Annotated in this window: 21 protein-coding genes; 11 read left to right on the forward strand and 10 right to left on the reverse strand. The window is 71.9% G+C overall.

The window, feature by feature from the left end; translation table 11 throughout:
* Positions 1 to 18: 18 nt before the first annotated feature.
* The 4 genes from FLL47_RS20855 to FLL47_RS20870 all read left to right on the forward strand — a co-directional run bounded on the left by FLL47_RS20855 (position 19) and on the right by FLL47_RS20870 (position 4,051).
* A complete protein-coding gene (locus FLL47_RS20855; protein ID WP_144122212.1) occupies positions 19 to 789 on the forward strand; it encodes an isoprenyl transferase in 771 nt (256 codons plus the stop codon).
* 191 nt (positions 790 to 980) lie between these two features.
* Entirely contained in the window at positions 981 to 1,685 is a 705-nt protein-coding gene (locus FLL47_RS44145; protein ID WP_246158312.1) for an aggregation-promoting factor C-terminal-like domain-containing protein, read from the forward strand.
* 169 nt (positions 1,686 to 1,854) lie between these two features.
* Positions 1,855 to 3,147 (forward strand): RNA 5'-3' helicase PhoH2, encoded by a 1,293-nt coding sequence (phoH2, locus tag FLL47_RS20865; RefSeq protein WP_144122213.1) that lies wholly within the window; start codon positions 1,855 to 1,857, stop codon positions 3,145 to 3,147.
* 241 nt (positions 3,148 to 3,388) lie between these two features.
* Entirely contained in the window at positions 3,389 to 4,051 is a 663-nt protein-coding gene (locus FLL47_RS20870) for an aggregation-promoting factor C-terminal-like domain-containing protein (RefSeq protein ID WP_246158325.1), read from the forward strand.
* Positions 4,052 to 4,055: 4 nt separating this feature from the next.
* Here FLL47_RS20870 and FLL47_RS20875 read toward each other — a convergent pair whose 3' ends face one another.
* Positions 4,056 to 4,688, reverse strand: coding sequence for a MerR family transcriptional regulator (locus tag FLL47_RS20875; protein ID WP_144122214.1), 633 nt, complete (start codon positions 4,686 to 4,688; stop codon positions 4,056 to 4,058).
* Positions 4,689 to 4,752: 64 nt separating this feature from the next.
* On the opposite strand from FLL47_RS20875, the gene FLL47_RS20880 reads away from it, so the two are divergent.
* From FLL47_RS20880 to FLL47_RS20890, 3 genes are all read left to right on the forward strand, one after another.
* Complete coding sequence (locus tag FLL47_RS20880; RefSeq protein WP_144122215.1) at positions 4,753 to 5,235, forward strand: DUF4188 domain-containing protein; 483 nt, start codon at positions 4,753 to 4,755, stop codon at positions 5,233 to 5,235.
* A gap of 57 nt (positions 5,236 to 5,292) precedes the next feature.
* Positions 5,293 to 6,087 carry a S1 family serine peptidase gene (locus FLL47_RS20885; protein ID WP_144122216.1) on the forward strand — a complete coding sequence of 265 codons (795 nt, stop codon included), beginning with the start codon at positions 5,293 to 5,295 and terminating at the stop codon, positions 6,085 to 6,087.
* Between the two features lie 192 nt (positions 6,088 to 6,279).
* On the forward strand, positions 6,280 to 7,248 hold the full coding sequence (locus FLL47_RS20890) for an NAD(P)/FAD-dependent oxidoreductase (protein WP_144122217.1): 969 nt from the start codon (positions 6,280 to 6,282) through the stop codon (positions 7,246 to 7,248).
* A gap of 109 nt (positions 7,249 to 7,357) precedes the next feature.
* Here FLL47_RS20890 and FLL47_RS20895 read toward each other — a convergent pair whose 3' ends face one another.
* Both FLL47_RS20895 and FLL47_RS20900 read right to left on the reverse strand, forming a co-directional pair.
* The gene (locus tag FLL47_RS20895) at positions 7,358 to 8,281 is read right to left on the reverse strand and encodes a carbohydrate kinase family protein (protein WP_186315813.1); all 924 of its coding nucleotides are present in this window, start codon (positions 8,279 to 8,281) and stop codon (positions 7,358 to 7,360) included.
* Positions 8,282 to 8,327: 46 nt separating this feature from the next.
* Positions 8,328 to 9,098 carry a TetR/AcrR family transcriptional regulator gene (locus FLL47_RS20900; protein ID WP_144122219.1) on the reverse strand — a complete coding sequence of 257 codons (771 nt, stop codon included), beginning with the start codon at positions 9,096 to 9,098 and terminating at the stop codon, positions 8,328 to 8,330.
* Positions 9,099 to 9,218: 120 nt separating this feature from the next.
* Between FLL47_RS20900 and FLL47_RS20905 the strand changes: the two genes are divergently transcribed.
* Complete coding sequence (locus tag FLL47_RS20905; RefSeq protein WP_144122220.1) at positions 9,219 to 10,136, forward strand: NAD-dependent epimerase/dehydratase family protein; 918 nt, start codon at positions 9,219 to 9,221, stop codon at positions 10,134 to 10,136.
* A 55-nt stretch (positions 10,137 to 10,191) separates the two neighbouring features.
* Here FLL47_RS20905 and FLL47_RS20910 read toward each other — a convergent pair whose 3' ends face one another.
* The gene (locus FLL47_RS20910) at positions 10,192 to 10,725 is read right to left on the reverse strand and encodes a DUF4245 family protein (RefSeq protein WP_144122221.1); all 534 of its coding nucleotides are present in this window, start codon (positions 10,723 to 10,725) and stop codon (positions 10,192 to 10,194) included.
* Positions 10,726 to 10,846: 121 nt separating this feature from the next.
* Between FLL47_RS20910 and glpX the strand changes: the two genes are divergently transcribed.
* Together glpX and FLL47_RS20920 are read left to right on the forward strand one after the other, a co-directional pair.
* Entirely contained in the window at positions 10,847 to 11,845 is a 999-nt protein-coding gene (glpX, locus tag FLL47_RS20915) for a class II fructose-bisphosphatase (protein ID WP_144122222.1), read from the forward strand.
* 22 nt (positions 11,846 to 11,867) lie between these two features.
* Positions 11,868 to 12,788 (forward strand): DMT family transporter, encoded by a 921-nt coding sequence (locus tag FLL47_RS20920; protein WP_246158328.1) that lies wholly within the window; start codon positions 11,868 to 11,870, stop codon positions 12,786 to 12,788.
* 183 nt (positions 12,789 to 12,971) lie between these two features.
* Here FLL47_RS20920 and FLL47_RS20925 read toward each other — a convergent pair whose 3' ends face one another.
* Together FLL47_RS20925 and xseA are read right to left on the reverse strand one after the other, a co-directional pair.
* A complete protein-coding gene (locus tag FLL47_RS20925) occupies positions 12,972 to 13,211 on the reverse strand; it encodes an exodeoxyribonuclease VII small subunit (RefSeq protein WP_144122223.1) in 240 nt (79 codons plus the stop codon).
* Positions 13,208 to 14,458 carry an exodeoxyribonuclease VII large subunit gene (gene xseA / locus FLL47_RS20930; protein WP_246158339.1) on the reverse strand — a complete coding sequence of 417 codons (1,251 nt, stop codon included), beginning with the start codon at positions 14,456 to 14,458 and terminating at the stop codon, positions 13,208 to 13,210. Before xseA ends, FLL47_RS20925 begins: the two co-directional genes overlap by 4 nt.
* Positions 14,459 to 14,468: 10 nt before the next feature.
* Between xseA and FLL47_RS20935 the strand changes: the two genes are divergently transcribed.
* Entirely contained in the window at positions 14,469 to 15,461 is a 993-nt protein-coding gene (locus FLL47_RS20935; RefSeq protein WP_425457744.1) for a 4-hydroxy-3-methylbut-2-enyl diphosphate reductase, read from the forward strand.
* A gap of 66 nt (positions 15,462 to 15,527) precedes the next feature.
* Here FLL47_RS20935 and FLL47_RS20940 read toward each other — a convergent pair whose 3' ends face one another.
* The 4 genes from FLL47_RS20940 to FLL47_RS44780 all read right to left on the reverse strand — a co-directional run bounded on the left by FLL47_RS20940 (position 15,528) and on the right by FLL47_RS44780 (position 19,851).
* The gene (locus tag FLL47_RS20940; RefSeq protein WP_144122225.1) at positions 15,528 to 16,238 is read right to left on the reverse strand and encodes a hypothetical protein; all 711 of its coding nucleotides are present in this window, start codon (positions 16,236 to 16,238) and stop codon (positions 15,528 to 15,530) included.
* 171 nt (positions 16,239 to 16,409) lie between these two features.
* Entirely contained in the window at positions 16,410 to 17,675 is a 1,266-nt protein-coding gene (locus FLL47_RS20945; RefSeq protein WP_144122226.1) for a hypothetical protein, read from the reverse strand.
* Between the two features lie 147 nt (positions 17,676 to 17,822).
* Positions 17,823 to 19,268: a S10 family peptidase gene (locus FLL47_RS20950; protein WP_144122227.1), complete on the reverse strand. Its 1,446-nt coding sequence runs from the start codon at positions 19,266 to 19,268 to the stop codon at positions 17,823 to 17,825.
* Between the two features lie 31 nt (positions 19,269 to 19,299).
* On the reverse strand, positions 19,300 to 19,851 hold the full coding sequence (locus FLL47_RS44780) for a winged helix-turn-helix domain-containing protein (protein ID WP_222106126.1): 552 nt from the start codon (positions 19,849 to 19,851) through the stop codon (positions 19,300 to 19,302).
* Positions 19,852 to 19,944: the final 93 nt, after the last annotated feature.

A 19,944-nucleotide genomic window follows, 5' to 3' on the forward strand; every position in this document is an offset into this window, starting at 1 on the left:
GGCGTTAGGCTGCGCAGGATGAAACTCCGCGACCTCGTCTACTCCGTATATGAACGCCGCCTCACCCAGTTGCTGGCGGGCAAGCCGCGGCCCCGGCACGTCGGCGTCATGTGCGACGGCAACCGCCGCTGGGCGCGCGACATGGGCTACGTGGACCCCAACGACGGCCACCGGGTCGGCGCGGCGCGGATCAAGGAGCTGCTGCGCTGGTGCGACGAGGCCGGCATCGCGCACGTCACGCTGTACCTGCTGGCCACCGACAACCTGCGCCGCCCGGCCGCCGAGCTGGACCCGCTGCTGCAGATCATCGAGGACCTGAGCACCGAGCTGGCCGAGGACGGCAACCCCTGGCAGCTGCGCATGGTGGGCGCGCTCGACCTGCTGCCCGCCGACACGGCCGCCGCGCTGAAGGCGGCCCAGGAGCGCACCGCGGGCCGCCGCGACGGCGCCCACGTCAACATCGCGGTGGGCTACACCGGCCGCCGGGAGATCGCCGACGCGGTGCGCTCGCTGCTGCAGGAGCACGCGAAGGCGGGCGCGACCCTGGAGGAGGTGGCGGAGAAGCTCGACGTCGAGCACATCGCCGAGCACCTCTACACCCGCGGCCAGCCCGACCCGGATCTGATCATCAGGACCAGCGGGGAGCAGCGGCTGTCCGGCTTCCTGCTGTGGCAGTCGGCGCACTCGGAGTTCTACTTCTGCGAGCTGAACTGGCCGGACTTCCGGCACGTGGACTTCCTGCGCGCGCTGCGGGCCTACGCCGGCCGCCAGCGCCGCTTCGGCGCGTGAGGCTCAGGGTTTTCCACCCATAGCCCGAGTCCGATTCCTTCCCCTCTTCCACCTGCGCTCCCGTTGAAATTGTGACCTGTTTCACGATCCACGTGACGGACTTGGCACGTCGCCGGAAAACCCGGCAGGGTCCCTGACCAGCGCCTTCCTCCCCCCTGAGGCGCGGCAACCCCCTACGAAGGGACCGACTCGTGTCGACACCCCGTGACCCTCTGCTGGGCCGCCACCGTGAAATCCGACAGCGCAGCGGCCCGGCCCGGCTGCTGGCCGTCCACTCCCGAAAGATCGCGATCGGCGTGCTCTGCGCCGCCGTCCTCGGCGCGGTCGGTTACGGCCTCGCCGGGAACAACGCCCCCGCATCCGTCGCCGCCGACCTGGCCGCGGCCCGTGCGGCCGAGGCCGACGCCGCCAGCCGCGACTACAGCCGCCTCGACGCCACGCCGACGCCGAGCGCCAGCGCCACGCCGACGCCGAGCGTGAGCCCGACCCGGCTCGCGACGCCCAAGGCGCACCTGCCGTCCACGGTCAAGGCCACGCCCAAGCCGGCCGTCACCCGCACCGCCACGACGCCCACGCCGTCCTCCTGCAAGGGTTTCAGCGGCAACCAGCTGACCGCGTGCAAGCTGCTGCCCAGCTTCGGGTTCGCGTACAGCCAGATGAGCCCGCTGGTGAAGCTGTGGGACCACGAGAGCGGCTGGAACCACAAGGCCGAGAACTCCGGCTCCGGGGCGTACGGCATCCCGCAGGCGCTGCCCGGCAGCAAGATGGCGAAGTTCGGCGACGACTGGAAGACCAACCCCGCCACGCAGATCAAGTGGGGTCTGGACTACATCAAGAACCGGTACAAGACGCCCGCCGGCGCGTGGTCGCACTTCCAGGACGTCAGCTGGTACTAGGCACTCCGATCGCCGCTCGTTTCACGACTCGCAGTGACCCTGCGACTGCGTAACGCGAGCGGCGATCTCTTTCGGCATCCCCCGACCGGGTGATGCCAGGATCGGCGGATCGTCGGACAGATCGCGAAGACATGCTGGCCAAACGGGTTTCTTGCGGTTAGCGTGAGTCATGGTCGATGTCCCGATACGAACGTACGTACTCGACACCTCCGTGCTGCTGGCTGATCCGGCTGCGATCCGCCGCTTCTCCGAGCACAACGTCGTGCTGCCGCTCGTGGTCATCTCCGAGCTGGAGGGCAAGCGGCACCACCCGGAACTCGGCTGGTTCGCCAGGCAGTCGCTGCGGCTGCTCGACGACCTGCGGGTCAAGCACGGCAGGCTGGACGTGCCGCTGCCGGTGAACGACGCCGGCGGAACGCTGCGGGTGGAGCTCAACCACACGGATCCGCAGCTGCTGCCCAGTGGTTTCCGCAACGACACGAACGACGCCCGCATCCTGTCGGTGGCGCTCGGTCTCGCGGCGGACGGGCAGCAGGTGACCCTGGTCAGCAAGGACATGCCGCTGCGGGTCAAGGCCGCCGCGGTGGGCCTGGCGGCCGACGAGTACCGGCATGACCAGGCGGTGGATCCGACCTGGTCCGGGCTTGCGGAGGTGGACCTGTCGGACGCGGAGATGACCGCGCTGTATGCCGGGGACGGCATCGACCATGACGAGGCGGCGGGGCTGCCCGTCCATACGGGACTCATCCTGCACGCGGGCCGCGGTTCGGCGCTGGGGCGGGTGCACACGGACAAGACGGTGCGGCTGGTCCGCGGCGACCGCGAGGCGTTCGGGCTGCGCGGGCGTTCGGCGGAGCAGCGCATCGCGCTGGACCTGCTGCTCGACGACAGCATCGGCATCGTCTCGCTGGGCGGCCGGGCCGGCACCGGCAAGTCGGCGCTGGCCCTGTGCGCCGGGCTCGAGCAGGTGATGGAGCGGGGCAAGCACAAGAAGGTCATCGTGTTCCGCCCGCTGTACGCCGTCGGCGGCCAGGAGCTGGGCTATCTGCCGGGCAGCGAGGCGGAGAAGATGTCGCCGTGGGCGCAGGCGGTGTTCGACACCCTCGGCGCGCTGGTGCACGACAACGTGCGCGACGAGGTGCTGCACCGCGGCATGCTCGAGGTGCTGCCGCTGACCCACATCCGCGGCCGCAGCCTGCACGACGCGTTCGTCATCGTCGACGAGGCGCAGTCGCTGGAGCGCGGCGTGCTGCTCACCGTGCTGTCGCGCATCGGCTCCGGTTCGCGGGTGGTGCTCACCCACGACGTGGCGCAGCGGGACAACCTGCGGGTGGGCCGGCACGACGGCGTCACCGCGGTCATCGAGACCCTCAAGGGGCATCCGCTCTTCGCGCACGTGACCCTGACCCGGTCCGAGCGCTCCGCCATCGCCGAGGTGGTGACCGACCTCCTGGAGGAGTGAGTCCGTCCTGATTTGACACTCTATGGAGTGTGACCGGGGCCACAGTCGCCCAGCCGGGCGACGACAGGCCCCGGTCCACTGCGTCAGGGTGGCATCGAGCGCCCTTGCATCCGGGGTGTCCGGCGTGCCGTCCCCTCGGCCGCCGTGTGGCGTTCCGGTTGCCCGGCACGGCGCTTCCCCGGGACCGTCCAACCCCTGCACGCGGGACGGACCGGGGCCCCCGCCGCCGAGAGGATCTTCAGTGTCCCGGCAACGCCGCGCCCACCGACGGGCGCACCCCGCGACCGGCCGCTTGATCGTGCGCACGCTCGCCGTGCTGACCCTGCTCGGCGGGGTCGCCGGTGCGATGCGGCTCGACGAGACCGAGCAGTGGCAGGCCGACACTCTCACCTCGGGCCACCAGGCGCAGATCGTCGCGCAGGCCGAGTCGGCCGCGCTCACCCTGCAGCAGCACCAACTCCTCGCCGAGGCCAAGGACCGCGCCGCGGCCGAGGCCAAGGCCGCCGCGGCCCGCGCCGCCGCGGTGGAGAAGGAGGCCAGTCGCCGTGGCGCCACCCGCACCACGGTCAACTTCGGGCCCATCCCCAAGAGCTGCCAGGAGTTCAGCGGCAACCGCGCGATCGGGTGCGCGCTGGTGCTGGCCGCCGGGATGGACCTCACCCAGATGGCCTGCCTGAACAAGCTGTGGACCCGCGAGTCCGGCTGGAACCACAAGGCCCACAACAAGAGCTCCGGGGCGTACGGCATCCCGCAGTCACTGCCCGGCGACAAGATGGCCAAGTTCGGCGACGACTGGCAGACCAACCCCGCCACGCAGATCAAGTGGGGCCTGGACTACATCAAGAAGCGCTACAGCACCCCGTGCAAGGCCTGGCAGCACTCCGAGGACATCGGCTGGTACTGACCCGTCAGCCGGGTTCGGTGAGGCCGGCGCTGGTGTGTTCCTGGGCCAGCCGGCGCAGCGCGGTGAGCACCGCCTCGCCGAGCACGGTGCCGGTGACCACGCCCTCGACCATGGCGGCCCGGTCGCCGCGCGCCAGCACGAGGCCGACCTCCTGCACGGCCAGCCGCTCGGTGGCCTCGGCGTAGCCGTCGACCATCGCCAGCATGTCCTCCTGGCCGAGTTCGCGCAGCGCCGCTATGGCGTCGGCGAGCTGGTCCAGCGCGGCTGCGCGCTCGTGCACGAGCCAGCCCCGGTCGGCCACGATCCGGGCGGCCTCGGCGCGGGCCGCCTGCCAGCCCGATGTGCTGCGATCGGCGCGCGGCGAGCCCGCGACCGCCTCGTGCGCGGTGCCGAGCAGGTCGTGACCGGGCAGCTCGGCGTCGTCCACGGCCTGCAGCACCTGGCGCACCCCGGCCACGCTGAGGTTGCCGACATCGATCAGGGCCCGGATCAGGCGCAGCCGGCGCAGATGCGCGTCGCCGTATTCGGCCTGGTTGCGGCCCATCGCCCGGCCGGGCGGCAGCAGCCCCTCGCGCAGGTAGTACTTGACCGTGGGCAGCGACACGCCGCTGCCGCGGCTCAGCTCGGAAATCCTCATCGCGGTTGACGATACCCAATCGGATAGTGGATAGTGATGCTATCCACTAGGCAGAGGGGGAGTCATGCCAGCCGTGGTTCCGGGCCGCATGTCGGCCGACATCGAGGGCGATTTCGTGGTCTTCCTGATCGGCATGCGGTTCAACAAGCCCTGGAAGGTCCACAAGTGGTGGGGCGCGTTCACCGCGATGCCTCGCATGCTGCGGGTGCTCGCCCAGCGCCCGGAGCTCGGCCTGCTCGCGGCGGAGTACGCGATCACGCCGCGCGGCCCGCTGACCATCCAGTACTGGCGCAGCGTCGAGCAGTTGGAGGCGTTCGCGCGGGACGCCGCGCTGCCGCACCACCCGGCCTGGCGCGCCTTCAACAAGGTGGTCGGCGGCAACGGGGACGTGGGCATCTGGCACGAGACCTACCTGGTCAGCGCGGGCCGCTACGAGGTGCTCTACGGCAACATGCCACCCTTCGGCCTGGCTCGGGCGGGCGAGCACGTGCCGGTGGCGCGCAAGGGCGATACGGCCACGGTACGCCGGGGCGGTTCCGCAACATAAAGGATTAATCGCCCAAACAAGCTAATATCGGCATCACGTCGACCTCGGAGGATGCTGATGCGGGCTCTCGCGCTGTTCCTGTGCGTGACGGCGATGGCCGCGGGCGTGGCGGCGCCCGCCGCGGCCAGACCGGCGGATCCGCCGCACGTCGAGGTGATCGGCGGAGCACGCGCGGGCGCGGGCGAGTTCCCGTGGATGGTGCGGCTGAACAACGGCTGCGCCGGCACCCTGGTGCGCACCCAGTACGTACTGACCGCCGCGCACTGTGTGGGGCGCACCGGGTCCAACTCGTCGATCACGGTGACCGCGGGCGCCGCCGATCTCGGCTCGCGCAAGACGTTCCAGGTGCGCAGCAGCCAGGTGTGGCGGGCCCGCGGCTTCTCCGACGTGACCCGCGGTGACGACTGGGCCGTGATCCGGCTGTCCCGCGCCGTCGACGTGCCGGTGGTCGCCCTGCCCTCCGGCGGCGGGCTGGACAACGGCACGCTCACCGCGGTCGGCTGGGGCGCCACCCGGGAGGGCTCCCGTGCGCAGCAGCGATACCTGCGCAAGGTTCAGGTGCCATTCATCGGCGACGCCTCCTGCGGCAAGATCTACCGCTCGCACGGATACAGCTTCACCGACTCGGACATGATCTGCGCCGGCGACCTCAAGCGCGGCGGCAAGGACAGCTGCCAGGGCGACTCGGGCGGCCCGCTGCTGCGCCGCGACGGCGCGCGCTGGGTGCAGGTCGGCATCATCAGCTGGGGCGTGGGGTGCGGCCGCGCGGCCTACCCGGGTGTCTACACCCAGGTGTCCCACTTCGCCGCGGATATCAACGCGGCCATTGAGGAGAACGCCGCGCGCGGCTAGGTTCACCCCATGAGCGAACGAGTCAGATGGCTCGATCCGGTTCACCTCGTCGCCGGCGTCGGACGACGAGCGGCCGTGGGGCGGCCCGGAGCTCATGTCATCGACGAGCGTTGCGAGGAGCAGTGTGAGCGACCGGAGTGAGCGAACCATGGGCCCCCGCACCGCCGCCGACGAGCGAAGCGAGGAGCAGGCGTGAGCGAGCGTAGCGAGGTCGATGTCGCGATCATCGGGGCGGGCCCGACCGGTCTGTTCGCGGCGTACTACGCCGGGTTCCGGGGGCTGAGCACGCTGGTCGTCGACGCGCTGCCGGAGGCGGGCGGGCAGGTCACCGCCATGTATCCGGAGAAGATGATTTTCGACGTGGCCGGCTTCCCCGCGGTGCGCGGGCGCGAGCTCATCGCGAACCTGGTGGCGCAGGCGGGCGCGTTCTCGCCGACGTACCGGCTGGGCGTGCAGGCCGCCGCGCTGACCTATGCGGAGGGCATCCCGGTCCTCGGGCTCGGCGACGGCACCGAGGTGCGCTGCGGCGCGGTGCTGATCACCGGCGGCCTGGGCTCGTTCACCCCGCGTCCACTGCCCGCCGCGGCCGGCTTCACCGGCGCCGGCATCATCTTCTTCGTGCCGGACCCGACGATGCTCGCGGGCAAGCACGTGGTGATCGTGGGTGGCGGCGACTCGGCGTTCGACTGGGCGCTGGCGCTGGCCGGGGTCGCCGCGAGCGTCACCCTGGTGCACCGGCGCGACAAGTTCCGGGCCCACGCCGCGACCGTGGCACGGGTGAAGGCACTGCCGGTGCGCATCGAGGTCAACAGCCAGCTCACCAAGATTATCGGCGGCGGCCAGGTGGAGTCCGTCGAGCTGAACGGCACCGAGGAGATCCCCGCCGACGTCGTGGTCGCCGCGCTCGGCTTCACCGCCGACCTGGGACCGCTGGCGATGTGGGGCCTGGCCCTGGACAAGCGGCACATCACCGTCGACTCCACGATGGCCACCAACCTGCCGCGCATCTTCGCCGCGGGCGACATCGTGGAGTACCCGGGCAAGGTGCGGCTCATCGCGACCGGCTTCGGCGAGGCCGCCACGGCCGTCAACAACGCGGCGATCGTGATCGACCCTGCGGCGCACCTGTTCCCCGGCCACTCCTCCGAGGACGTCGTCTGACCTCGGCCACCGGCCACGCGTCGCGATGATCGCCCGACTTGCCAGGCAGGTGTGCGTATCTTGGGCGCGGTTACGCCCAGGTGCCCGGCAAGTCGGACGATCGTGGAGGTCAGACGAGCTGGAACGCGCGGAGTTCGTCCAGGGTGGGCGGGTCGGCGCCGGGGCGGGTGCAGGTGAGCGCTGCCGCGTCGCACATGTGGCGCAGCATCAGCCGCAGCGTCTCCGGCGCCAGCTCGCGGCCGAGCTGGTCACCCAGCCGTCCGGCGGTGTGCAGCCAGGCCAGCAGCGCGCCCATCGCGGTGTCGCCCGCGCCGATGGAGTCGATCATCGAGATGGCGGGGGCGGCGACGGTCACCTCCTCGGTCGCGGTCAGCGCCACCGCGCCCGCGTCGCCGTGCGTCAGCACCAGCAGTCGCGGGCCGGCGGCCAGCCAGCGGCGAGCGGTCTCCATCGGTGGCACGTGCGGGTACGCGTGGGTCAGGTCGCCCTCGCTGGCGCGTACCAGGTGGGCCAGCTCGACCAGGCGCTCCAGCCGGACCAGGGAGTCCGGGCGGGCCAGCGCGACGCCGCGCACGTTCGGGTCGAAAGTGATCGTGCACCGGTCGCGGTGCCGCAGCGCCCAGCGCTCCAGCGTGTCCGCGCCCGGCGGCAGGAACGCGGCCAGCGAGCCGATGTGGATGGTGCTGCCGTCGGGCAGCTCGGGCAGCTCGCGCTCACGCCAGCCGAAGTCGGCGGCCCCGGCCAGCCAGAAGTCGTACAGCGCCTCGCCGTCGTCGCCGACCGTGGCCAGTGCCAGCGCCGACGGCTGGGACGTGGCGACCAGGTACTGGGTGTCCACGCCCGACGAGGTGAGCCGCTGGCGGAACGCATTGCCGAAGGAGTCGCGGCCGACCCGCGCCGCCATCGCCACGGGCGCGCCGAGCCGGGCCGCCGCGATGGCGGTGTTGGCGGGGCCGCCACCGAGGGCGGCGCGCAGCAGGGCTTCCCCGGCGGGGACGAGGTCGACTACTTGTTCTCCGGCTACCACGATCACCCGGATAGTGTGGCCGCCGCGCGACGGCCGGGCAATGCCGCACCCGTCACCGCAGACCGACGTACCCCGCCATCACGCGCAGCTGGTGGTCGAAGAACGACCGGCGGCTGTCCTCGATCATGTTCTGGAACCGGCCGAACAGCTCGAAGGTGACCACGCCGAACAGCTGGATCCAGGCGGTGATCCCGCGGGCCAGCAGCTCGCGCGGCACGGTCGGGCAGACCAGTGCGGCGATGCGGTCCAGCTCGGCGGACAGGTCGGCGGGCAGCGGCAGCCCGCCCCCCGCCGCCGGGAACCGGTTCGTCCCGGAGTTCGTGGCCGACGTGGCCGGACTCGTGTCCGGTGCGCGTCCGGCGGGCGGGGCGGTCAGCACGCCGGCGGCCACACCGTCGGCGAGCAGGGTGAGGATCAGGTTCGTGGTGCGGGCGGCCGGGCCGACGGTCGTCTCCGGGGCCTTGTAGCCGGGCACCGGCGAGCCGTAGATCAGGGCGTACTCGGCCGGGTTGGCCAGGGCCCAGTCCCGGATGCCGTGTCCCGTCGCGAGCCACCGGCCGATCAGGTCGGCGCGGTCCACGGCCGCCTCGGCGGTCTCGGCCGCCGCGCCCAGCTCGTCGTAGCAGTCGATGATCAGCGCGGTGAGCAGGTCGTCGCGGCTGGGGAAGTAGCGGTAGACCGCCGACGAGACCATGCCCAGCTCCCGGGCCACCGCGCGCAGTGACAGGTTGGCGCCCTCGGTGGCGAGTTGCCGTCGCGCGATGGCCTTGATCTCGCTGGTCAGCTCATCGCGTACGCGGGCGCGGATGTTCTTGGCGGTCATGTCGAGAGCATAGCAACAAAACGAGAGCACTGCTCTTGACAGTCGCGAGGAGAAGGGTGTTGACTGGTCTCAACAGAGAGCGGTGCTCTCGAAACGAATCAGAGATCTGGGGAGACTGAGATGCATGTGATCGTCGGCGCGGGACCTGTCGGCTCCGCCACCGCACTGCTGCTGGCCGAGCGCGGCGAGCAGGTCCGGATCGTCACCCGCCGGGGCACCGGGCCGGCGGCGCCCGGCATCGAGCTGGTCGCCGCCGACGCCGCCGACCCGGCCCGGCTCGCCGGACTGACCGAAGGTGCGACCGCCCTCTACAACTGCGCGAACCCGGCATACCACCGCTGGCTGACCGACTGGCCGCCGCTGGCCGGGGCACTGCTGCACGCCGCGGAGGCGTCCGGTGCGGTGCTGGTGACCATGAGCAACCTGTACGGCTACGGTCCCGTCACCGGCCCGATCACCCACCACACCCCGCTCGCCGCCACCCACCCGAAGCTGGCGATGCGCGTGCGCATGTGGGAGGACGCGCTGGCCGCGCACCGGGCCGGACGGCTGCGGGCAACCGAGGCCAGGGCGAGCGACTTCGCCGGTCCGGGGTCCTACGGGGTGCTCAACGAGACCGCGCTGTCGCGCACCGCGAAGGGCCGCACCGCGTACGTCATCGGCGACCCGGACGCCCCGCACAGCTGGACCGCCATCGCCGACGTGGCCCGCACCCTGGTCGCGCTCGCCGGCGACGAGCGGGCCTGGGGCCAGGCATGGCTGGTGCCCACCGCGCCCCCCATCTCCATCCGCCAGGCGGCCCGGCGCGCGAACGAGCTGATCGGCCTGCCCGTGGCCAAGGTGAGCCGCGTGCCGTACCCGGTGCTGTGGGCCGCCGGTCTGTTCTCGACCATGCTGAAGGAGATGCGGACCACGCACTACCAGTTCGCCGCGCCGTTCGTCGTGGACAGCTCGCACACCGAGCAGGTCTTCGGCCTCAAGCCGACGCCGCTGGACGACACCCTCGCCGAGACCGCGGCGACATACCGCGACGCCTGAGCGGCGACAGGCAGACATGCCGGCGATCGGCCAGGTGATGCGCCTGGCCGCGCCGTCAGCGGGCGATCGCCGCAGCCAGCCCGGTCAGGTCGGCGCCCTGGCCGATCAACAGCGTGGTGGTGTTGCCCGCGGACCGGGCCAGCGCGGTCTGTCCGTCCGGCGCGCGGAAGCGCTGCCATGTGACGGAGCCCACCACGGTCTCGCCGTCGGCCTGGGCCTTGCCGTCCAGCTCGTCCTTGACCAGCGCGTCCAGCGCGGTGCGGGACTGCACCAGCCGCGCCCCGTTGTTGTCCGGGTCGAGGTAGCCGATGCGCAGCACGCCCGGCTCCCACTTGGCGGTCACGGTCTGCCAGCCGTCCGGGGCGGCCATCGGCAGCGGGGCGAACGAGGCCCGCCCGGCGCTCGCGATCGCGTTCGCCGGATCCACCGTCACCGCGGTGTCCCAGCCGTAGAACAGCCGGTAGCCCAGCACCAGGAGCAGCACCGGGATCAGCAGCACGCCGAGGGACAGGGCCATGTCCTTCGGGGTGCGGCCACCCGACGCCGGCACGGACGTCTGCTCGCTATCCACGGTCTCCACGGTGCTCACCCCACCATCTTGACCGATGTCACAGGTCACACCGGCACGAGGTCACCGTATGCAACATCCCGAACGTACGTTCAGCCCGGGGCATGACAGGATCACTTCAGCCGATCGTAGGAGGAGCAGCATGGCGACCCGTACTCCGCAGGATCTCGACCGGAACCTCGCGCTGGATCTCGTCCGGGTGACCGAGGCGGCGGCCATGGCCGCGGGCCGCTGGGTCGGCCGGGGCGACAAGGAGGGCGGCGACGGCGCGGCCGTCGACGCCATGCGCAAGCTGATCAACTCGCTGCCCATGTCCGGCACCGTGGTCATCGGCGAGGGCGAGAAGGACAACGCCCCGATGCTGTTCAACGGCGAGCGGGTCGGCGACGGCACCGGGCCTGAGGTCGACGTCGCGGTCGACCCGATCGACGGCACCACGCTGATGAGCAAGGGCATGCCGAACGCGCTGGCCGTGCTGGCCGTCGCCGAGCGCGGCGCGATGTTCGACCCGAGCGCCGTCTTCTACATGGAGAAGCTGGTCGTGGGCGCCGAGGCGGCCGACGTCATCGACATCACCGCCGGCTGGACCGAGAACCTGCGCCGCATCGCCAAGGCCAAGCGGGTGCGCGTGTCCGACCTGACCGTCTGCATCCTGGACCGGCCCCGCCACGCCGACCTGATCCGCGAGGTACGCGACGCGGGCGCCCGGATCAACTTCATCTCCGACGGCGACATCGCCGGCGCCATCTACGCCGCACGTGACCAGTCCGACGTCGACGTGCTGATGGGCATCGGCGGCACGCCCGAGGGCATCACCGCCGCGTGCGCGCTCAAGTGCCTCGGCGGTGCCATGCAGGCCCGGCTGTGGCCGCAGGACGCGGCCGAGCGCGAGCGGGCCATCGCCGCCGGGCACGACCTGGACCGCGTGCTCACCACCGACGACCTGGTCACCGGCGAGAACGTGTTCTTCGTGGCCACCGGTGTCACCTCCGGCGACCTGCTGCGCGGCGTGCGCTACCGGGACAACGGCGCGTACACCCAGTCGATCGTCATGCGGTCGAAGTCGGGCACCATCCGCGTCATCGACTCGTACCACCGCCTGGAGAAGCTCGCCGGCTACTCGGTGGTCGACTTCGCGTGATCCGCACCGCTGAGGCCCGGCTGTGAGCGTCGACTCCGGCCGGGCCGCCGGCGTGGCGCTGGCCGTGCTCGGCGGCAGCTGCCTGGCCCTGCAGTCGCGCATCAACGGCGAGCTGGGCCACCGCCTCGGCGACGGCATCGCGGCCGCCACGGTCTCGTTCGGCGTCGGACTGGTCGTGCTGCTGCTCGCGCTGCCATGGATGCACCGCAACACCCGCCGCATCATCGATGCGCTGCGCTCCGGGCAATTGCGCTGGTGGCAGTGCATCGGCGGGGCGTGCGGCGCGTTTCTGGTCACCACCCAGGGGCTCACCGTGCCCTGGCTGGGTGTCTCGATCTTCATCGTGGCCCTGGTCGCCGGGCAGTCCGCGTCCAGCCTCGCCATGGACCGGCTCGGCGTCGGGCCCGGCGGCAAACGCCTGATCACCCGGAACCGGGCCGTCGGGGCGGTGCTGTGTGTGGTGGCGGTGATCGTCGCGGTCGGCGGCAGCTTCGGCGACCCGCGCTCGCTCGGCTTCGCCGCGCTGCCGCTGCTGGCCGGCATCGGCGTGGCCTGGCAGCAGGGCGTCAACGGGCGGGTGGCGCTGGCCGCGACCTCCCCGTGGCCCGCGACTCTGCTGAACTTCGCGGTGGGCACGGTCGCGCTGCTGGTCGCGCTGGGCGTCGAGTCGGCGGTGCGCGGCGGCGGTCCACCCGGCGCGTTCCCCGCCGTCCCCTGGCTCTACGTCGGCGGCCCGCTCGGCATCGTCTTCATCGCGATCTCGGCGGCCGTGGTGCACCGGATCGGCGTACTGCTGCTCGGCCTCGGCATGATCGCAGGCCAGATCCTCGGCGCGCTCGCCATCGACGCCGCCGTCCCCGGCCCCGCCGGCCGCCCCGACCTCCTCACCATCACCGGCGCCGCCCTCACCCTCCTCGCCGTCCGCATCGCCACCCGCGGCTAGTCCGGGATCATTTCGCCGCGGGTGTGGTGGCTGTCCTGACCCCCGCTGTCCGGCGTGCCGGTGCGGTCTCGCACCAAGGTCACCCGACTTGCCAGGCAACCGGGCGAAAGCGCGGTCAAGATACGCACAGGTGCCTGGCAAGTTGGATGATCAAGGGCCGTCGCGCTGCACGCGCCCGGAGGATCAGGAGGAGGCGGCGTCGAGTTTGGCTTTGGCGCCGTCGAGCCAGCGCTGGCAGACGGCGGCCAGGTGTTCGCCGCGCTCCCAGAGGGCGAGGGACTCCTCCAGGGTGCCGCCGCCGGACTCCAGCTTCTGCACCACTTCGGCGAGCTCGCCGCGGGCCTGCTCGTAGGACAGCTCCGGCGCCGGGGCCTCGTCGCGCTTGCCCTTGTCGTCGGCCACGGCCTCGCTGCGCTTGCTCATGCCTTCTCCTCGTTGGTCGTGGTCGTGGTCGTGGTCGTGGTCGTGGTCACGGTGGCGGCCAGCTCGCCCTCGGCGAGGCGGACCCGCAGGGTGTCACCGGCCGTCACCTCGGATGCGTCGCGCACCACGTGGCCGTCAGCGCGCTGCACAATGGCGTACCCCCTGGTCAGGGTGGCCGCGGGGGACAGGGCGCGCAGGCGGGCCAGGGTGTGCGTGAGGTCGCCCTCGGCCCGGTGCACCCGGTGGGTCAACGCCCGCGCCGCCCGGTCGCGCAGCGCGGCCACGTCGCTCGCCCTGGTCTCGATCATCTGGTACGGCTTCGCCAGCGCGGGCCTGCTGCGCAGGCTGTCGAGGCGCTGCTGCTCGCGCTCGACACGGTGCCGCATCGCCCGGGTGACCCGTCCCCGTGCCTGCCCGATCAGGCGAATCTCGTCACCCAGATCGGGGACCACCCGCTTGGCCGCGTCCGTCGGCGTCGACGCGCGCACGTCGGCCACCCAGTCGACGAGCGGTGTGTCGGGCTCGTGCCCGATCGCGGAGATCACCGGAGTGCGGCAGGCGAACACCGCCCGGCACAGCGCCTCGTCGCTGAACGGCAGCAGGTCCTCCACCGCACCGCCGCCGCGGGCCATGATGATCACGTCCACGCTCTCGTCGGCGTCCAGTGACTGCAGCGCTCCGATGATCGACGGGACCGCGGTGGGCCCCTGCACGGTGACGTTGACCACTCGGAAGTCCACGGCCGGCCAGCGGCGGCGCGCGTTGGTGAGCACATCGCGCTCGGCGGCGCTGGCCCGTGCCGTGATCAGGCCGATGCGGCGGGGCAGGAACGGCAGCCGCCGCTTGCGCCGCGGGTCGAACAGCCCCTCGGCCTGCAGCAGCTTCTTCAGCTGCTCCAGGCGGGCCAGCAGCTCGCCCACGCCCACCTGGCGGATCTCGTCGGCGCGCAGGCTCAGCGTGCCGCGCTGGGCGAACCACTCCGGCTTGGCGTGCAGGACCACCCGGGCACCTTCGCTGAGCTGTGGCGCGCCGCTGTCGAGCACGTCACGGCTGGCGGTGACGGTGAGACTGAGATCGGCGGACGGGTCGCGCAGGGTGAGGAACACCGTGGCGGAGCCGGGCCGCCGGGAGAGCTGCGCCACCTGCCCGTCCACCCAGATCCAGCCGAGTCGGCCGATCCAGGCGCTGATCTTCTGGCTGACCACTCTTACGGGCCACGGCTGCTCCGCCGAGCTCTGCTCCGTCACAGGGCTCACCATAGGCCGACGGTACGATGGTCGGGTGATCGAGACTCCTCGCAAGCGTGTCCTGCTGGCCAAGCCCCGTGGTTACTGCGCCGGTGTCGACCGCGCCGTGCAGACCGTGGAGGAGGCGCTGAAGCTCTACGGCGCCCCCATCTACGTGCGCAAGGAGATCGTGCACAACAAGCACGTCGTCACCACCCTGCAGGCCAAGGGCGCCATCTTCGTCGAGGAGAACGAGGAGGTCCCCGAGGGCTCCACGGTGATCTTCTCGGCCCACGGTGTCGCGCCGGTGGTGCACGACCAGGCGCGCGAGCGCAACCTCAAGGCCATCGACGCCACCTGCCCGCTGGTGACCAAGGTCCACCACGAGGCGAAGCGCTTCGCCGCGGAGGACTACGACATCCTGCTCATCGGCCACGAGGGCCACGAGGAGGTCATCGGCACGTCCGGCGAGGCTCCCGAGCACATCCAGCTCGTCGACGGCCCCGGCGGCGTGGACGCGGTGACCGTGCGCGACCCGAGCAAGGTCGTCTGGCTGTCGCAGACCACGCTCAGCGTCGACGAGACCATGGAGACCGTGGCCCGGCTGAAGGAGAAGCTGCCGCTGCTGCAGTCGCCGCCCAGCGACGACATCTGCTACGCCACGCAGAACCGCCAGCAGGTGATGAAGCAGATCGCGCCCGAGTGCGACGTGATCCTGGTGGTCGGCTCCCGCAACTCGTCGAACTCGGTCCGCATGGTCGAGGTCGCCGTCAACGCCGGCGCCCGGCAGGGCCACCTGATCGACTTCGCTCACGAGATCGACCCGGCCTGGCTGGACGGCGCGACCACGGTCGGCCTGTCCTCCGGCGCGAGCGTGCCCGAGGAGCTGGTCGCCGAGGTGCTGGTCCGCCTCGCCGAGCTGGGCTTCGCCGACGTCGAGGAGGTCGTCACGGTGCAGGAGCGCCTGATCTTCTCGCTGCCCCAGGAACTCAAGCGCGACATGAAAGCCGCCGCCGCCTCCTGATCGAAAGGAAGGGCACCTTCACAACGCTCAGCGTTGTAGAAGGTGCCCTTCTTGACGTCAGGCGGACTAGTTGCAGGGGTTGCCGTCGTCGTCCCAGCCGACTTTGTCGTGGCCGAAGACGGTGGAGCGGTCGCTCATGGCGATGGTCTGCGGGAGGACGGTGCTGCCGCGGCCGTAGTACCAGGATCCGGCGCACTCGTGCACGGCGAGCTTCGTGGTCCACGTCAGGTGGGTCGCGTCCAGGTACGACACGCCGGAGTCGTACAGGTACAGCCGCTCCGGATCCGGACCGGGCACGTACACGACCCACCACACCCGTCGGCGCTGGCCGCAGAACTGCGGCGGACTGCCGTCGTTCCCGTCGGCCATGAAGGTGATCGTCCAGTCGCGCTTCGGCGTGGTCGCGTTGATCGACGAGTTGGGCGAGCACGCGGGTGACGGGACGCCCGCCGGCTTCGGCGAGGTACGGGGCGAGGACTTCGGCCGCGGGGTGGGCGTGGCGGCCCTCGCCGGGGTCGGCGAAGTGCTCGGTGACGTGCTCGGCTCAGCCGGGGGCGACCCGGCCGGGGCGGCGGTGGTCTCGGCCGGGCCGGTGGCGTCGGGGGTGGTGAATGCGGCAGCGGCAGGCGGGGCCTCGGTGGCTGCGGTGTCGCCGAGCCAACGGGGCACCAGCACCACGCCCAGCAGCAGCGCCACGGCCACTCCGGCCGCCGAGAGCACGACGGCCAGGGTGCGGCGGCGGCTCGCCGGTGGTGGTTCGAAGGACGGTTCGGTCATGGTGGGCACCCCCGCGTCGATGTGAGGCACCGAGCGTAGGTTCGGCCGGCACATGAGTGGATCAACCGATGTGCTGATCCACCTGCCGCGAATGGTTCTTTCCCCGTCGCACCTGTGCGAGGTGAGGCGCGGCGCCGCAAGCCGACCATGGGGCATCCCGGCGGCCCGGTGTCAGAAGCAGGCGCTTCCGCTGCCGTTGGTGCCGAGCCTGCTGCCGGCGAATGCGGCGTCTCGCGCGCTGTCTTCGATCGTGGCGGGGATCTCGACCTCGCCGCGCCCGTAATACCAGGCCCCGGCGCAGTCCTCGACCGCGATCGTCGCCGACCAGGTCAGCCGGTCCTTGTCCAGATACTGCGAGCCTGAGTGGGCCAGGCGCAGCACCCCGGCCTCGGCGTCCAGGGTGTAGCTGGCCCACCACACGAGTCTGCGCGTGCCGCAGAACTCCAGCTGCCCCTCGGTCTGGCGGGCCTGGAACTCGACCACACCGTTGGCGTCGGGGACGACCGCGCCGACGCTGACCATCACCTGGCAGGGCGGTGACGGGGAGGGCGAGGGGGACACCGCCGGCCTGGTCGCGGGCGGGTTGCCCGGACGCGGCGACGCACCGGGCCGGGTCGGTGTTGGGGTCGGTCTCGCCCGGGAGGCGCTGGGCCCGGGGCTCGGTGTCGCGGTCGTGCCGCTCGGGGTCGGCACGGGATCCTCGGTGGCGGACGGATCGGGCCAGGGGATGTCGGCCGCGGCGCTCGCGGACACCTCCGGTGCGGCGGTGCCGCCGGCGGGTTCGGCGGGCCATCGCATCACCACCACGATCGCCGCCACCAGCACGGCCGCCGCACCGGCGGCCACCAGGGACCGGGTACGGCGCGGGCTGCGCGACGGCGCGAGGGAGTGCGAGCGCGCACGCCGCGGCTTGGCGGGGTCCGCGCGCGAATGGGACGGCTTGGCAGAGTCCGCGCGGGAGCGCGGCACCGTGATCTCCCAGCCCGTGCACAGCTGCGCGAACAGGGCGGCAGGATCCTGCCCCGGCAGCGCCGTGGCCAGGTGCTCCAGCGCCTCGTCCCACTGCGCGGCGGGGATCGTGGTCGCGCCGAGCGCGACGTACTCGTGCGAGGGCACGTCGGCCAGCAGCAGCACCACCGTCCGGCGGGTGGCCGGGTCGAGCATGGCGAGCGCGGCCACCATCGCGGGGCCGAACTCGTCGCCACTGGGCCGTGCCGTGCCGAGCCACCGCTCGTCGATGCGCTGCCAGGCCTCCTGGCGGGCCCAGCGGATGGGGTCCTCCTGCCGCTCCAGCCTGGTCCAGCGGCTGCCCGCCAGGCTGAACACCTCCTGGGCGATCTCGGCCGCGGCAGCACGGTCACCGGTGTACGCGTAGATCTCGGCGGCGATCCGGGGCTGCCAGATCTGCTGGAATTCCCGGTAGTCGGACGACGTCACGAACGGCTCCTCGGTAGGCACGGCGCACCGAGCCTAGATGCGATCGGCCATACGCGGACCCTCCAAAGTGGTGATTTACGCCTCCGACAGGCATTCCGCCGCCCGGGTCCGCCGCGGCGCACGAGGTCGCGCCGCGGCGGCGTGCGGTCAGGCCGTGACGAACTCCGCGAGGTGCTGGGCCTGCGCCAGGCGGCTCGGCTCGTGCACGTACATCATGTGGCCGGCCTCGTAGTACCGGAACTCGATGTTGCCGCGCAGCTCGGCGGGGATCTCCAGGTGCGCGAAGGTGTGCTCGGCGGCGTAGTAGGGCGTCGCGCCGTCGTGGTAGCCGCATGCCACCTGCACCCGCAGGTGCGGGTTGGCGCGCATCGCGGCGGCGAGTTTGTCGGCCACGTTGACGTGCTGCCCCTCGAACTCCTTGAACGACCACGGCATGACGTCCCCGGTGAGGGTCTTGTACGGCAGGTCGTTGCGGTAGCCGAGGTCGGTCCGCAGGTACTGGTTGACCGCCGCGGTGTACGGCCCCATGATCGCGTCCATGGACGGGTCGCTGGACCAGTGCTCGCGCCCGTAGTCGGCGTCCCAGCCCAGGAAGCGCCCGTCGAGGCGGCCCACCGTGCGGCGGCGCGAGCGCAGCAGCTCGGTGAAGAAACGCACGTGCTCGGGGCGCAGGTCGACCCGGTCCAGGTAGTCGGGATCCAGGCCGGTGAGCCGGGCCAGCGCGCCGATCGCCGCGGTGCGCTCGGCGTCGGACAGCCGCGCGCCGCGGGCCAGCGCCCACGGATAGGTCCGGTCGGCGAACTCCTCCGCCTCGGCCAGCACCTCGCCGAGCGGCCGGTCGCCGTGCAGGCCGTGATAGTGCGCGATCGCCGCGTACGTCGGCAGGAACAGCGGGTACGCCATGTCGAGGTGCGGGTGGAACTCCAGCGTGCCGATGTTGAGCACGCTGGAGATCAGCATCAGGCCGTTGAGCCACATGCCGTGCCGGTCCTGCAGGTGGTGGGCGAGCGCGGCGGCGCGCAGCGTGCCGTACGACTCGCCGCACAGGTACTTCGGCGACGTCCACCGCCCGTGCCGGGACGTCCACAGCCGGATCAGCTCGCCGACGCTCTCCACGTCGCCGGTGAAGCCGTGGTGCTCCTTGCTCTTGCCGCCCTTGACCGCGCGGGAGTAACCGGTCGACACGGGGTCGATGAAGACCAGGTCGGCGTGGCGCAGCAGGGTCTCGGTGTTGTCGGCCAGCCCGTACGGCGGGGGCGTCAGCGCGCCCGCGTCGCCCATCACGACCCGGCGCGGCCCGAGCACACCCAGGTGCAGCCACACGCTGGACGACCCGGGGCCGCCGTTGAAGGCGAACACGACCGGCCGGGTGGCCGGGTCGGCGCCGTCCAGCGTGTACGCGACCACGAACATCTCGGCCTTGGCCTGGTGTCCGTCGAACGCGTCGTCGGTGTGCGACTCGGCGCGCACCACGATCCGGCCCGCGGTGGCGGTGTAGCGGAGCCCGGCGACCTCGTGATGGGTGACGCTGAGCTCGTCGGCGGGCTCGGCGGCCGGGGTGGGAGCGCCGTTGTTCTTCTGCTCGTCTGCCATGGCGACAGACCCTACTGCGGCGTGGCCGGTGTCAGACGGCCCGTCGCAGCCCGATCCCGGTGCCGGGCTCCAGCCGGTAGCCGAAGCCGTGCACCGTGGCGAGGCCCGTGCCGTGCTCGCCGAGCTTGGCGCGCACCCGGCGGACGTGCACGTCCACGGTGCGCTCGCCGCTGAACTCGTGCCCCCAGACCGCTCGCATCAGCTGCAACCGGGTGAACGCCGCGCCGGTGTGGCGTACCAGGAAGAACAGCAGCTCGAACTCGCGGCGGGTGAACCGCACCGGTGCGCCGTGCACGGTGACGGTGCGGCTCGTCGTGTCGATCAGCACGGCGTTCTCCGGCCGCGGCGCCGGTGCCGGCAGCTCGGGCGGGGCGATCTCGCCGTCCCAGACCGTGTCGCGCAGCGGTTCCGCGTCGGCCAGCGCGTGCACCAGACGGGTCGCGGCGGTCGCCGCGTCGGGGCCGGTCAGCTTGAGGGTCAGCGTGACGGTGAGCGGTTCGTCGCCGCCGGCCGGGTCGGCGGCGGAGCGGCGGACGGTCGAGAGCACGTCGGTGTACGCGGGCTCGGTGAGCATGACTGTCATGTCGGAACTCCTGGTCGTTACGGGTCGGGTGGGCAGGTGTGCGAATGCCCGGCGACATCGGAACGTTCGCGGCACGGGACCCTCCACGAGCGA

Source organism: Catellatospora sichuanensis, assembly GCF_007483665.1.
GTDB lineage: Bacteria > Actinomycetota > Actinomycetes > Mycobacteriales > Micromonosporaceae > Catellatospora > Catellatospora sichuanensis.